At 68.7% G+C, this 12007-nt stretch carries 17 protein-coding genes and 3 pseudogenes; 11 read left to right on the top strand and 9 right to left on the bottom strand.

The window, feature by feature from the left end; translation table 11 throughout:
• Positions 1-235: 235 nt before the first annotated feature.
• Complete coding sequence (locus KBX39_RS10125; RefSeq protein ID WP_210870175.1) at positions 236-646, bottom strand: hypothetical protein; 411 nt, start codon at positions 644-646, stop codon at positions 236-238.
• A 67-nt stretch (positions 647-713) separates the two neighbouring features.
• On the opposite strand from KBX39_RS10125, the gene KBX39_RS10120 reads away from it, so the two are divergent.
• On the top strand, positions 714-1940 hold the full coding sequence (locus KBX39_RS10120; RefSeq protein WP_282102382.1) for an FAD-binding protein: 1227 nt from the start codon (positions 714-716) through the stop codon (positions 1938-1940).
• A 1-nt stretch (position 1941) separates the two neighbouring features.
• On the opposite strand, the gene KBX39_RS10115 is transcribed toward KBX39_RS10120, so the two are convergent.
• Entirely contained in the window at positions 1942-3081 is a 1140-nt protein-coding gene (locus tag KBX39_RS10115; protein WP_043329128.1) for a site-2 protease family protein, read from the bottom strand.
• A 103-nt stretch (positions 3082-3184) separates the two neighbouring features.
• Between KBX39_RS10115 and KBX39_RS10110 the strand changes: the two genes are divergently transcribed.
• From KBX39_RS10110 to KBX39_RS10085, 7 genes and pseudogenes are all read left to right on the top strand, one after another.
• The gene (locus tag KBX39_RS10110; RefSeq protein ID WP_210870171.1) at positions 3185-3409 is read left to right on the top strand and encodes a type II toxin-antitoxin system prevent-host-death family antitoxin; all 225 of its coding nucleotides are present in this window, start codon (positions 3185-3187) and stop codon (positions 3407-3409) included.
• Positions 3410-3437: 28 nt separating this feature from the next.
• Positions 3438-3651 (top strand): annotated as a pseudogene (locus tag KBX39_RS33235) (IS5/IS1182 family transposase); the annotation flags it as partial.
• 204 nt (positions 3652-3855) lie between these two features.
• A complete protein-coding gene (locus tag KBX39_RS10105; RefSeq protein WP_210870169.1) occupies positions 3856-4056 on the top strand; it encodes a hypothetical protein in 201 nt (66 codons plus the stop codon).
• Position 4057: 1 nt separating this feature from the next.
• Positions 4058-4597 (top strand): DUF6879 family protein, encoded by a 540-nt coding sequence (locus KBX39_RS10100; protein ID WP_210870167.1) that lies wholly within the window; start codon positions 4058-4060, stop codon positions 4595-4597.
• Entirely contained in the window at positions 4540-5181 is a 642-nt protein-coding gene (locus KBX39_RS10095) for a GNAT family N-acetyltransferase (RefSeq protein ID WP_210870165.1), read from the top strand. The genes KBX39_RS10100 and KBX39_RS10095 overlap by 58 nt, the downstream gene beginning before the upstream one ends.
• The gene (locus KBX39_RS10090; protein WP_210870163.1) at positions 5174-7345 is read left to right on the top strand and encodes a tetratricopeptide repeat protein; all 2172 of its coding nucleotides are present in this window, start codon (positions 5174-5176) and stop codon (positions 7343-7345) included. The genes KBX39_RS10095 and KBX39_RS10090 overlap by 8 nt, the downstream gene beginning before the upstream one ends.
• Entirely contained in the window at positions 7338-7745 is a 408-nt protein-coding gene (locus KBX39_RS10085; protein WP_210870161.1) for a hypothetical protein, read from the top strand. The genes KBX39_RS10090 and KBX39_RS10085 overlap by 8 nt, the downstream gene beginning before the upstream one ends.
• Positions 7746-7884: 139 nt before the next feature.
• Here KBX39_RS10085 and KBX39_RS10080 read toward each other — a convergent pair.
• From KBX39_RS10080 to KBX39_RS10065, 4 genes and pseudogenes are all read right to left on the bottom strand, one after another.
• Positions 7885-8019: pseudogene (locus KBX39_RS10080) on the bottom strand (DUF397 domain-containing protein); the annotation flags it as partial.
• Positions 8020-8055: 36 nt separating this feature from the next.
• A pseudogene (locus KBX39_RS10075) lies at positions 8056-8304 on the bottom strand (Scr1 family TA system antitoxin-like transcriptional regulator); the annotation flags it as partial.
• A 39-nt stretch (positions 8305-8343) separates the two neighbouring features.
• Positions 8344-8544 (bottom strand): DUF397 domain-containing protein, encoded by a 201-nt coding sequence (locus tag KBX39_RS10070; RefSeq protein ID WP_210870159.1) that lies wholly within the window; start codon positions 8542-8544, stop codon positions 8344-8346.
• Complete coding sequence (locus tag KBX39_RS10065) at positions 8537-9415, bottom strand: helix-turn-helix transcriptional regulator (RefSeq protein WP_210870157.1); 879 nt, start codon at positions 9413-9415, stop codon at positions 8537-8539. Before KBX39_RS10065 ends, KBX39_RS10070 begins: the two co-directional genes overlap by 8 nt.
• Before the next feature lie 366 nt (positions 9416-9781).
• Between KBX39_RS10065 and KBX39_RS10060 the strand changes: the two genes are divergently transcribed.
• The 3 genes from KBX39_RS10060 to KBX39_RS33775 all read left to right on the top strand — a co-directional run bounded on the left by KBX39_RS10060 (position 9782) and on the right by KBX39_RS33775 (position 10532).
• The gene (locus KBX39_RS10060) at positions 9782-10096 is read left to right on the top strand and encodes a DivIVA domain-containing protein (protein WP_043329134.1); all 315 of its coding nucleotides are present in this window, start codon (positions 9782-9784) and stop codon (positions 10094-10096) included.
• Positions 10093-10347 carry a hypothetical protein gene (locus KBX39_RS10055; RefSeq protein ID WP_043329135.1) on the top strand — a complete coding sequence of 85 codons (255 nt, stop codon included), beginning with the start codon at positions 10093-10095 and terminating at the stop codon, positions 10345-10347. Before KBX39_RS10060 ends, KBX39_RS10055 begins: the two co-directional genes overlap by 4 nt.
• 62 nt (positions 10348-10409) lie before the next feature.
• Entirely contained in the window at positions 10410-10532 is a 123-nt protein-coding gene (locus tag KBX39_RS33775) for a hypothetical protein (RefSeq protein WP_255423672.1), read from the top strand.
• Positions 10533-10545: 13 nt separating this feature from the next.
• Here KBX39_RS33775 and KBX39_RS10050 read toward each other — a convergent pair whose 3' ends face one another.
• From KBX39_RS10050 to KBX39_RS10040, 3 genes are all read right to left on the bottom strand, one after another.
• Positions 10546-10965 (bottom strand): PIN domain nuclease, encoded by a 420-nt coding sequence (locus KBX39_RS10050; RefSeq protein ID WP_210870155.1) that lies wholly within the window; start codon positions 10963-10965, stop codon positions 10546-10548.
• Complete coding sequence (locus tag KBX39_RS10045; protein ID WP_043329142.1) at positions 10962-11171, bottom strand: type II toxin-antitoxin system VapB family antitoxin; 210 nt, start codon at positions 11169-11171, stop codon at positions 10962-10964. Before KBX39_RS10045 ends, KBX39_RS10050 begins: the two co-directional genes overlap by 4 nt.
• A 72-nt stretch (positions 11172-11243) precedes the next feature.
• On the bottom strand, positions 11244-12007 hold a 764-nt coding region (locus KBX39_RS10040), incomplete at its 5' end, for an alpha/beta hydrolase (protein WP_210870153.1).

Here is a 12007-nt window from a genome sequence, read left to right as displayed (position 1 = left end):
GCCCCTATAGGGGCCGTTCCGTACCAAGATCTCCAGCGGTCCCACCTTGCGGAACAACAATCTCGCGTTACGGGAGGCACTCCCGCGCCGCCCCCCACAAACCCCGCGATCTTGCGGTTGCGGCCCTTCCGGTGCCGGATTTACGGCTCTTGTCGGGGCAGCAACTGCATGATCAACGGCGGTGTGGACGCCAGAACTCCAAGATCGTCGCCGAGTCGCGTGGGCGGCGGGCGGGTCAGCTTGTTGTGGCGCGGCGGACCGTGTCGAGGCGGCCGTCGCGGTCGCTGTCCAGGTACGTCACGTCGGGTACGCCGTCGCCGTCCAGGTCGATCTGCACCACGTCGGCCACACCGTCGCCGTCCAGATCCGTGACCACCTCGACGGAGCCGTCCAGGTGCCGGGTCACGATCGACCGGCCCGCCGCCCCCTGGCGCGGCGGCGGCCCCGGGTGGGGCACCGGGTCCGGCTCGGGCTCCGGCGTGGGCCCCGGAACCGGGGCGGTCGCGGCGGGCGTCACACCCACACCGGCGGGTCCCACACCGGCGGGCGGCATCTCCGCAGCGTCGGGGTCCACGCCGGTCGGGTCGATCTCCTCCTCCGACGGGTACACGTCGCCGCGGAGGCTCGGGTCGCGGTAGCTGCTCATCCCGCCAGGATTCCCGCCGAGTGGCCGGGGCAACCCTGCCGGCGCATGATGGCGGATGATGGCGCGCATGACGGACACGAACTGGGCCGGAAACGTCAGCTGGTCGGCGCGTACCCGATCGCGGCCGACCTCGACCGACGAACTGCGGCGGCTGGTCGCGGAGGCCGACCTGGTCCGGGCCGTCGGCACCGGCCACTCGTTCAACCGGCTCGGCGACACCACCGGCACCCAGATCGCGCTGGACGGCCTGCCACCCGCCGTCGCGCTCGACCCCGACCGCGGCGCCGTCACCGTCGCGGCCGGCGTCCGCTACGGCGACCTGGCCACCGCGCTCCAGGCCCAGGGGTACGCGCTGGCGAACCTCGCGTCGCTGCCGCACATCTCGGTGGCCGGCTCGGTCGCCACCGCCACCCACGGCTCCGGCGCGCGGAACCGCAACCTCGCTGCCGCCGTCGCCGCGCTGGAACTCGTCACCGCCGACGGCGACCTGATCACCGTCGACCGGGCCGACCCGCGGTTCGCCGGGCTGGTGGTCAACCTGGGCGCGCTGGGCGTGGTCACCCGGCTCACGCTCGACGTGGTGCCCACGTACGAGATCCGGCAGCACGTCCGTCTGGGCCTGCCCCGCGCCGCGCTGGACGAGGCGCTCGACGCCGCGTACAGCGTCAGCGTCTTCACCTCGTGGCGCTCGGAGCGCTTCGACCAGGTGTGGGTGAAGCAGTACGCCGACCAGGCCCCGCCGCCCGCCGACTGGCTGGACACGGTGGCCGCCGACTCGCCCCGGCACCCGGTGCCCGGCATGTCGCCGGAGCACTGCACCGCCCAGCTCGGCGAGCCGGGGCCGTGGCACGAGCGGCTGCCGCACTTCCGGCTCGGCTTCACCCCCAGTAGCGGCGACGAGCTGCAGTCGGAGTGGCACGTGGCCCGGGCCGACGCGACGGCGGCGCTCGCCGCGCTCGACCCGGTCGCCGACCGCATCGCCGCCGTGCTCCAGATCTGCGAGCTGCGTACGGTCGCCGCCGACGAGCTGTGGCTGAGCCCGAACTTCCGGCGCGACTCGCTGGCGCTGCACTTCACCTGGATCGGCGATCCGGTCGCTGTCGCGCCGGTGCTGGCCGAGGTGGAGGAGCGGCTCGCCCCGTTCGCGCCCCGCCCGCACTGGGGCAAGCTGTTCGAGCGCGATCCCGCCGCCGCGTACCCCCGGCACGCCGACTTCGCCGCGCTGCTGCGCGAGTTTGACCCGAAGGGGAAGTTCCGCACCGCCGAGATGGACCGCTACTTCCCCCGGGACTGACTCAGCGTCCGGCCGGCATCTGCTGGCGCAGGCTGCCGCGCTGCACCGCGCGGCTGATGTCGCTGGGCGAGACGATGCCGACAAGCTGGTTGTCGACCACCACGAGGGCGCGGCCGTCGGTGCACTCGTTGAGCCGGGGCAGCAGGTCGGTGAGCTGCTCGTCCGGGCGGGCGAGCACCAGCTCGTCGGCCCGGCAGGACACCTCGGCCAGCGTGGTCGACGCACGGCGGTCCGCCGCGATGCCGCGTACCCGATCGAGCGTGACCAGACCGACCGGCCTGCCGTCGACGGTCAGTGGGAGCGCGGAGTGCCGGTACGCGAAAAGGTAGTGGTCGACGAAGTCGGCCACTGTGAGGTCGCCGGACGCGGTCTGCGGCTGCGGCGTCATCACGTCGCCGACCCGGATGCCGCGCAGCGCGTCGCCCATCCGGGCGGCGCGTTCCTCCTGGCCGGCGGCGCCGAGCAGGAACCAGCCGATCAGCGCCAGCCACAACCCGCCGAACCCCGCGCCGGTGAAGAACCGCCACAGCCCCAGCCCGATCAGCACGACGCCGAGCACCCAGCCCGCGCGGGCCGCCACCACCGACGCCTTGGTTCGGTCGCCGGTGAACTTCCACACCGCCGCGCGCAGCAGCCGCCCGCCGTCCAGCGGGGCGGCCGGCAGCACGTTGAAGATCGCCAGCAGTACGTTGATGCCCGCCAGCCAGGCCAGCGCGCCGAGCAGCAGCCCGTGCCCGCCCGCGGCGGCCACCGCCACCGCGATCGCCGCGAAGAACACGCCGATGATCAGGCTGACCAGCGGCCCGACCCCGGCGATCCGCAGCTCGGCGCCCGGGTCCTTCGCCTCGCCCTTCAGCTCGGCGACACCGCCGAACAGCCAGAGCGTGATGCCCTCGACCTCGATGCCGTTGCGCTTGGCGACCACCGCGTGCGCCACCTCGTGGGCGAGCAGACCGACGAAGAAGACCACGGCGGCGGCCAGGCCGGCCGCGAAGTAGGCGACGGGGGAGTGACCGGGGTACGAGGCCGGGAACAGGCTCGCCGACAGCGCCCACGCGATCAGCACGAAGATGACCAGGACACTCCAGTTGACGCCGACCGGTACGCCCGCGATCCGGCCCAGACGGAAACTCGCCCTCATGTTTCCGTCATACCCGGCGGACCCACCCGCACACCAGGGTCGGCAGGCGGCACTTTTGCACTTGTACGAGTTGTACGAGTCGTACGAGTCGTACGATCGGGACATGAGCGAGCCCGCCGCCGAACTGCCGATCTCCGATGCCCGAGACAGGCTCGCGGATGTCGTGTCGCGTGCTTACTACGCCGGGCGGATCACCTACGTGACCCGCCGGGGGCAGCGCCTGGCTGCCGTCGTCCCGGCCGAGCTTGCCGAGGCGATCGAGCGAGCTGAGGACGCCACGGACGTCTCGGTCCGACTGGCCGACCTGCGCGACGAGCGCCGCCTGTAACGCTGCCACCCGAGCCCGTCGCCGTCACATCTGCGCATTACCGGCGTTGCCTGGCCCGGCCCATGCCCCGACCCACGGCATCATCGGGACTCGCCCAAAGAGAGACGTGATGCCCGTCGCCGATATGGGCCATCAAGCAGCCCGTGGCGGCGTGCCCACTCCGTTCGAGCGTGCCCCCGGGCCACGCGAGAATATGCGCCTACGGCGAACGCGCTATCGCCGACCTCAAGACCTGGAAGATCCCAGGTCGGGCCGCGCTGATGTTTCCGACGTGTGACTTCGCCGTAGCTCAGCCCGTCCAATCTTGGTGCTGCTGCCCGGGGTGCCCCGAGCTGGCCCGATCGTACGCAGGGGTGATGCACGAATGTTCAGACTTTGAAGTCTGTTGATGAAACGTATGTCGGGCAACTACGGTTAGTAGTTGTGGGCCCTCTGAAGGAGGAACGATGAAGCTTCGCTTCCTGACCACGTCGAGCAACTCTGGTTCGTGCCCCAGCCTCTATGAAACCGACGAGGGGGACATCGTGGTGCAGGGCTATCAGTTGACCGACCCGGAGGCGCTCGCGCAGGTGCGCGACGTACTGCCCAACGAGACGTTCGTTGTCGTGCCACGTGAACTGATGTCCTGGTTCGAGAAGAAGGACTGAGATGGGACCGCTCGTCACTGATCCCGACGCGTTCCAGCGCCTCTTCGAAGATTTCCAGCACGCCTCCTTCAAGCTGGAGGTGCGGCGTTCATACGGCCTTGCTTCGGAGGATGAGCCGTTCCAGAAGTTCCTCGCCGGAGAAGATCCCGGCATCGAGTGGCTCCGGTCGTGGCTCGACCTGATGGAGGCGGAGACCTCGAAGGGCAAGAGGGTGGAGCGGGTGCGGGTCGTTGACGAGCCCCCAAGTGAGTACCTTCGCTTCGAGATGGCGGTGACGCCGCACAACCTGGCAGCGGGTGAGGATATCCGTTACCTCGAACGCGAGCGGGCGGCCGAGCTGGCTTTGCCGGAATACGACTACTGGCTGTTCGATTCGAGATTGGTGGCTTTCCTTCATTTCACCGACGATGATCGTTTCGTGGGCTTCAGTGTCACCGAAGACCCTGCCGAGGTGCTGAAGCACTGCCAGTGGCGGGACCGGGCGTGGACGAGGGCCACCCGGTTCTCTCATCTTCCCGCGACCGTAACGGTGGCGAGTTGATTGGCGGTTCCGTGTTTTCCGGTTGGTCGGGCACCCTGGTGAGGCTCCGGGCCATCGAGCCCGAGGACGGCGGCTACTACCAAGACTTCGCGCAGGACATCGCCGGGTCTCGTTCCGTCTATATGGTCGAACCACCGCGGTCGCGGGAACGTGTGCGCAAAGACATCGAGCGTCTCGGCCAGGCCGAAGGGTACAACGACTGCTTCGCCCTGGCCGTCGAATCGATCGGCGGCCAGGGCATGATCGGAGCAGTCTCGACCCACCGTACCGACGGGCGGGCGGGCACCTTCAGCTATGGTCTCGGGATCGGCGCGGCATACCGCAGGCGTGGCTACGGCAGCGCGGCGGCCCGCATCCTTCTGACCTATATGTTCACCGAGCGTCGCTACCACAAGTGCCTGGTCGAGATCCACGCCGACAACGCCGCATCCTTGCGACTGCACGACCGACTGGGATTCGTGCAGGAGGGACTCCTCAGGGAGCAGGAGTTCCTGGCGGGCCGGCATTGCGATGTCGTACTCATGGGGCTGCTCCGCCGTGAGTTCCTGGCGGCCGAACCAGCCGATGCGCGGTCTGATGAATGACGACAGAACCCCGGTCGAGAACGACTTCTCCGGCAATGGCGGGGCGGTGATCCAGGCCGGAGTCATCCAGGGCAATGTCAGCCTGCGTGCCGTCACCGATGTGCCGTTGCCCTCGCCACGGCAACTGCCGCCCGCCACCAAGGGCTTCGTCGACCGCGAGGTGCACATACAGCAACTCGACTCGCTGCTCGACGAGGTCGAACTCGTCACCGACAGGGCTGAGTTGCCGGTGGTGACCATCTCGACGATCTCCGGGAGCGCCGGGGTCGGCAAGACAGCGCTTGCCGTGCACTGGGCCCACCGGGTCCGGGACCGGTTTCCCGACGGGGATATCTACATCAACCTCCGTGGTTACGACGCCGTGCCGCCGTTGACTCCTCATGAGGCTCTGGACGGGTTTCTGCGTGCCATGGACGTGCCTGCCGAAAAGATCCCACGGGACCTGAATGGACGTGCTGCGCTCTACCGGTCGTTGACCACTGGCCGGAAGATGTTGGTTCTTCTCGACAACGCCGCCAGCGCCGAGCAGGTCCGGCCGCTTCTCCCGGCCTCCCCCGGCTGCATGGTGATTATCACGAGCCGCAGCAGGCTTTCCGGGCTGGTTGTTCGTGACGGCGCCATCCGCGCCGTCCTGGATGTGCTGTCGAGCCAGGACGCGACGCGACTGCTAGTAAAGACGATCGGATCCGAACGAGTGGACCGGGAGCGGGACTCGGTGGCTCGACTCGTCGAACTCTGCTCTCGCCTGCCGTTGGCTCTGCGGATCGTAGCCGACCGGGCCTGCCTCGACGAGGACATCTCACTAGCGGACCTGGTGCAGGAGTTGACGGCTGAGGAGAGCCGGCTCGACGCGCTCGCAGTCGAGGACGATGAGCTGTCAGCTGTGCGAACGGTCTTTTCCTGGTCGTACAAGGCACTCGATTCCGGCACGGCGCGGGTGTTCCGCCTCATCGGCCTCCATCCCGGGGTGGACATCGCTCTGGACGCTGCGGCCAGCCTCACCGGGCTTGCTCCGCCAGCCGTGCGTCGCCACCTCGAATCACTGGTCGGGCTGCACCTGCTGGCACGGAGCGGACCGAACCGGTACCGCCTTCACGACCTGCTGAAGCTGTACGCCGTGGAGCGCGCAAAGCTGGACGAGAGCGCGGAAGCCCTCCAAGACGCGCGGGAGGCTCTGCTGCGTTGGTATCTGCGCCACACCTATGCGGCCTACCGGGCGATCCTCCCACAGGGCCGCCCACTGCCCGGCCTCGACGACCCTCCCCGCCAAGAGTTGGACCAGGCCCTCCGGTGGTGCGAGCAGGAGCGACTCAATCTCCTCGACATCATTCGGGCCGGTCCCGGGTGGGGTCAGCATGAACTCGGCTGGGAGATCGCGCTCGCCGGGATGGCATTTTTCGAGAGGCGCTCCTACTGGAGGGCATGGGTGGACAGTCACCTCACCGGGCTGCAGTGCGCCCGCCATGCTGGCGACCGCCTGGCCGAAGGCTGGCTGCTGCTGAGTCTCGGCGACGCCTGGTGGGACCGGGGTGACTTCGACGAGGCCCTGCGCAGCTATACCGAATCGCTGGCGGTGGCGCGGGATGTCGAGGACCTGTGGACTCTGGGCTTTGCCCTGCGCGGGTGCGGCCTGGTGTACGAGGACCGGGGAAACTTCGCGGAAGCCACCCGCTACGCGCGGGAGGCGCTACACACCTTCAGCCGCATGGGGGAAGAACGCGGCGTCGGCCTGGCGCTCATGAGCCTTGGCCATGCCCTTCGCGGTGCTGGGCGGCTCGTTGAGGCGCTCGCCTCATACGCCGATGCCATGGAGATCTTCAAGCGTCTGGGCAACCGATGGAGCGAGGGGTTCGTCGAGCTGCATCGCGGCCAGACGCTGCTGCGCGCCGGTGACCATCCAGCCGCGCTAACTGCGCTGACCGCCGCGATTGACCTGTTCGGAGAACTCAGCGACCGCCGGCATGTCGCCTTGGCCCAGTCCTACGCGGGCGACGCGTACCTGGCACTCGACGAACGACGTGCAGCCCGTGAAGCCTTCACGGGCGCGCTCTTGACGCTGCTGGAACTCGACGACCCCCTCGCGGCGGAGGTCCAGCGACGGCTGGCGGATGTCGAATGGGAAGGCGCCGAGCGCGAAGCGAACTTGGGAGACTCGGATGAATGATCCAATCCTCACGGCCATCGCAGTTGCCCTCTCGACCCGTGCGGCGGAGGGTATCGCTGGCGCGGGAAGAGAGGCCTTTGCCTCACTGGTACGCCTCGTGCGCGGCAAGGCCAGAGATCATCGCGGTCTGGAGGCCTCACTAGCCATCGAGCCGACACCCGCGACTGTCGATGACCGGGCGGTTGCCCTGCGCCGGGCGTTGGCCGACGCCGTCGCGCAGGATCCGGACTTCGGTCAGGAGTTGGGCCGCCGGTGGGAGACCTACCACCAGGCGTACCTGCGAGCTGACGCGGTGACCAATACCGTTTCGGGGCGCGTCGGCGGGCCGGTGGTACAGGCGCGCGACATCCTCGGCAGCGTGAATCTGGCATCGCCTCCACAACAACGCCAGGAGCCGTGACGACCTGCCCCTATCCGGCTGTTACGAGAGGCCCTTCGCGCCGTTCCTGATCCACGTCGATCGCCGCAGGCGGTGGCGGTGCCGTTCACCGGAAGCCGCGCAGCACTCTGTCAGTACGCCGAGACCGCCGCTCCGGCGCCGGGCGGGCGGGGTCGTTGCTGTCGCGTAGCCCGACGACGCCGGGCAGGCCGTCCGCGACTTCGACGCAGTCGCCGGAGCCGTTGCTGCGGGTGCTCTTGCGCCAGGTCACCGTCGCCTGGTTGGCCTCTTCCACCCGCGCCGTCCTCTCACAGCTCGTCGATCGCCCCATGATGAGCTCGCGCGACTCCCGGGCGCCGGCCGCTCTGGCGACCAGGTGCCCGAAGACGCGGCTGTACTCCCTGACCTGTTGGCCTTCGAGATAGAGGCTACCCGCGTGGGTCTCGACGCAGACGACCCCCGGATCGGCCGGCTCGGGGATGGTCAGCACGCTTAAGGCGCTGCCCATCGACCCGTACTCGCCCGCGCCAGAGGTCAGGATCTGGATGGTGCGGCCGGGCCGGTCGGCATCGTCCGGCAACACCTCGTCGTACGCCTGCCAACCAGCCGCGACGGCCGGTCAGCGGCTCAGCGTCTCGCTCTTGACGGCCTGAATGAAGACGGCCCAACTGCTCGGCGGGAAAGCGAGGGCCGGACCGGCGGGGTCCTTGCTGTCGCGTAGCCCGACCACGTCGGGGAGGTTGTCGGCCACCTCCACGCACTCCCCGCCGTTGTTGCTGCGGGTCGACTTGCGCCAGACGGCGCCGGTCAGGTCAGGCACGGGAGTACTCCTCTGCGACATGTTGGATCAGGCTCTTCGACTTGGACTCGCTCAGCGCGCGGCTCGCTATGTCAGTCCAGATGGTGTTGTAGGCATCGGTCTCGTGTGGCTTGTCGAGGTAGATGGCGCCGGTAGCGGCTTCCAGGTATGTCACCGGCGGTTCCACCTCCTTGCCGCTGCTGTCTCGCGGAAAGTCCAGGATCGAGAAAGCCCCGGCCATCGCTCCGGCGTGCAGCCCGGAAGAAAAAGCTAGAACCTGCACGGTTACGTTGGGTAGCTCTGCGGCCTTCAGGATCTGGTGTAGCTGCTCGGTCATGATGGTCGCTCCACCAACCGGACGCCGCAACACCGCCTCGTTGATTATCACGCTGAGTTGTGGGGCGGAGAAGCGGGTGAGAAGTGCCTGCCGCTCCACGCGGAGCTGGATGGCTCGCTCTTGGCCCTCGCGGTCACCTGCCTCGATGGCGCCGCCGGGCATCCGGAAGAGCTGCTCGGCGTAGGCGCGGGTCTGGAGTAGGCCGGGAACCAACTCGGCTTGGTGCTGCCGGATGCTGGACGCCGCGGCTTCAAGGCCGATGTAGAGCTGGAACCAGCGCGGCAGGCCCGAGCCGATGTAGTCGTGCCACCAGTTCTTGTTCTCCCGCGTGGCCGATGCCATCGCGAGGACCAGTTCGGTGTCGTCCTCGGAAGCTCCGTAGAGCTTGAGCATCTCCCTGACGTCCGCTGCGCGGAAGCGGACGTTCTCGGCACCGCTCTCGATGCGGTAAAGGGTTGCCCGCGCCCGGTCCAGTTCTTCGGCCGCCTTCTCCATCGTCAGGCCGGCAGCCTTGCGAAGTGATTCGAGCTTCCTGCCGAGCTGCCGTCGAAGCATCGTGGATCCCGTTACGGCCTGTGACACCAATGCCTCCGATGGTCAGGTAGCGGTTGACGCGCGTTCGCTCAATTTAGCGCCCCCGATGTATCAGAAACAATAGACACGTCACGCTGAGTTCTATCAATGAAGTCCGGCGCTGCTAGTACACCGTTTGTTAGACGTTGCATTTGATTCGATGCGGTGCTTCACTTCCCCTGCGGCCACTGTGGAGTTGTCGCTGCTCAGTGGCCATATGAGCCCTGCTGACGTACTGCTGGTCGAAGGCTGCGGTGGCAGGTGCCGGGGTGGGTCCGCCGGTGCGCGGCGGGCCGGTGGGCCCGCCCTTCCACGGTTCGATCTCGACGGTGAGAGGCAGGTCCTGTCATGCGCGTCTTCCTCCGGCGTGTCCGGCGTCGTCGGCGGTCGGTCCTCGGATCGACCTGCTACCGCTCGTCCACCTACCAGCCCCTGCGTCCGTGGCAGGTCCGTGAGCGGAGCTTCCGGACGACCCAGCTGGGCCGGCGTGGGCTCGATCCGCAGGAGGTGCGGGAGTTCCTCGACCGCGTCGCCGGTGACCTGGCCGTCGTCTACGACGCGCTGGCGCAGAGCCGCCGGGAGACAGACCGGATCAAGAACGCGCTGCGTCGCTGGCAGTCGGAGCAGGCCCGGGCCCGCAACGAACGGGGGTACGACAGGTGACCGAGCGCTGGGTGATCCACCTGCCGGTCGTCGTCAACGACCTGCTCTCCGCTCAGCGGCTGGCCCGGGTGGTGGCGCACTGGTCGCACGTCCTGCCGCAGACCGAGCCCGGCGGCACCACGGTCTCGGCGGAGGACGACCAGAACGTCCGCCACTGGGTGTTCTGCGACCTGTTGCTGTCCGGCGGGCAGCGGTGTCTGCTCCGGCCCGGACACGACGGTGAGTGCTCCCGGCGGTTCCGGCCGCGATGAGCACCCGCCAGACCAGGGTCGGACGCCCGCATGCCGCACCAAAAGCGGAGTATGCACGAGTCGTGACCGACGAAGACGTCGAGCGGGCCCGTCGGAGGCTGGCGCAACCGCCGCCGATCAGCGACGAGCAGCACGACCGGAACATGGAGTGGCTGCGCCAGTTCGGGGGCGACTCGTGGGAGTGAGGACCGTAGTCGGTCAGTCGGCCTTTCCGGCCGGGACGACCCACGTCGTCGGCTGGCCGGTGATCGCGGTGATCAGGTCGAAGTCGCCGTCGTAGTGCAGAACGGTCACGCCATGCCGTTCGGCCGTCGCGGCGATCAGCAGATCGGCCATCGAAAGCGCGCGGTGGTTGCCCTTGTGCAGCGCCTGCACCTGGACGTCGATCGCACGATCCCAGATGTCGTCCGTCATGGCGAGCCAGTCGAAGCCGCGAAGCAGCCATCGAGCGCGCTGCGCGTCCTTGGCCGAGCGGGCGCTGTGCACCACCTCGATCTCGACCGCCCCGCAGACCGCCAGCAGACCGCGCTCGGACAACTCGTCCAGGACGGGTGCCACGGCGGGCTTCGGCCACCTGGCGAGCGCCGACTTGTCGAGAAGGTAGCGCTCCCGCGTCATGCCGCTTCGGGCTTCGACGCCTGCTGCGGGTCGGTGAGGTCCGGCAGGCCGCCGCTCTTGAGCCAGTCGGCGAACTCCCGGCGCTTCTCCCGGTTGACCACTTCCTGCAGCGCGGCGTTGACGGTGGCCTTCTTGGTGCCGGTACCGAGGATCTCGGCGGCCTCGGCCAGGAGGTCGTCGTCGACGTCAAGGATGGTCCGGGACACGTGCGCCTCCTCGTCCGAGCACTCGAACGAGGTGATGATATCAATTTTCGCTGATCTTGATATCTCCGTGGGTCAACGCCGTCGCGGGGCCTCGGCGACCACTGTCGGCGAGTACTCGTTCGCCGCCTCGACCGCCCACTCCAGCGCGTAGTCCGCCTCCTCCTCCCAGCCCGGTTCGCCGCCGACGAAGTGCGACCGGCCGGGGAACTCCCGGTAGCCGGTGAGCGCCGTCGAACTCCGGTAGAGGTTGGCGATCGAGCTGGCCAAGGTCGCGGGCACCACGTGGTCCTCGCCGCCCGCCGTGATCAGCAGCGGGGCGCGGTCGCTGCGCTTCTTGTCGATCTCGGTGGCGGAGTTCGGGTCCAGGTTGGCGAACGCGGCCTCGAACAGCACGTGCCCGGCGCCCGGTACGGCGTACCGCTCCCAGGCGGCGTCGGACTCCTGCTGGCTGATGGTGTTGCCGAAGGCGTACCGGAAGTCCTCCGGCGTGAACGGCACGGCGCGGTGCCGGTTGGCCGGGTTGTGCAGGATCGAATACCCGGAGCGAAGCGTGCTGGGCGGCAGCTTGAGCACACCCCGTACCGGCGCGGGGTGCACGGCGACCACCGCGGCGCCGAGGCGGCGGTCCGCCAGCAACTGGGCGATCAGGCCGCCGAACGAGTGGCCCATGATGATCGGCGGGCGCGGCAGGCCCTTGACGATCGCCGCGTAGTGGTCGGCGATGTCGGCGATGCGCTGCGCGGCGATCGGGGCCGGGTCGGCCCGCAGCTCCTCCACCTCGCGGTCCATCCCGGGCCAGGCGGGCGTGAGCACCTGGAAGCCGCGCGCTGAGTACC

Source organism: Micromonospora sp. D75 (assembly GCF_018070405.1).
GTDB classification, from domain to species: domain Bacteria; phylum Actinomycetota; class Actinomycetes; order Mycobacteriales; family Micromonosporaceae; genus Micromonospora; species Micromonospora chalcea.
Note: the sequence above shows the minus strand (reverse complement) of the source record. Positions and strands in the feature narration are given on the sequence as shown.

What these genes read in the sequence shown, in the direction of transcription:
- KBX39_RS10125 (WP_210870175.1), bottom strand. Translation starts at nt 646, where the DNA reads ATGAGCAGCTACCGCGACCCGAGCCTCCGCGGCGACGTGTACCCGTCG.
- KBX39_RS10120 (WP_282102382.1), top strand. Translation starts at nt 714, where the DNA reads ATGACGGACACGAACTGGGCCGGAAACGTCAGCTGGTCGGCGCGTACC.
- KBX39_RS10115 (WP_043329128.1), bottom strand. Translation starts at nt 3,081, where the DNA reads ATGAGGGCGAGTTTCCGTCTGGGCCGGATCGCGGGCGTACCGGTCGGC.
- KBX39_RS10110 (WP_210870171.1), top strand. Translation starts at nt 3,185, where the DNA reads ATGAGCGAGCCCGCCGCCGAACTGCCGATCTCCGATGCCCGAGACAGG.
- KBX39_RS10105 (WP_210870169.1), top strand. Translation starts at nt 3,856, where the DNA reads ATGAAGCTTCGCTTCCTGACCACGTCGAGCAACTCTGGTTCGTGCCCC.
- KBX39_RS10100 (WP_210870167.1), top strand. Translation starts at nt 4,058, where the DNA reads ATGGGACCGCTCGTCACTGATCCCGACGCGTTCCAGCGCCTCTTCGAA.
- KBX39_RS10090 (WP_210870163.1), top strand. Translation starts at nt 5,174, where the DNA reads ATGAATGACGACAGAACCCCGGTCGAGAACGACTTCTCCGGCAATGGC.
- KBX39_RS10085 (WP_210870161.1), top strand. Translation starts at nt 7,338, where the DNA reads ATGAATGATCCAATCCTCACGGCCATCGCAGTTGCCCTCTCGACCCGT.
- KBX39_RS10065 (WP_210870157.1), bottom strand. Translation starts at nt 9,415, where the DNA reads ATGCTTCGACGGCAGCTCGGCAGGAAGCTCGAATCACTTCGCAAGGCT.
- KBX39_RS10060 (WP_043329134.1), top strand. Translation starts at nt 9,782, where the DNA reads ATGCGCGTCTTCCTCCGGCGTGTCCGGCGTCGTCGGCGGTCGGTCCTC.
- KBX39_RS10050 (WP_210870155.1), bottom strand. Translation starts at nt 10,965, where the DNA reads ATGACGCGGGAGCGCTACCTTCTCGACAAGTCGGCGCTCGCCAGGTGG.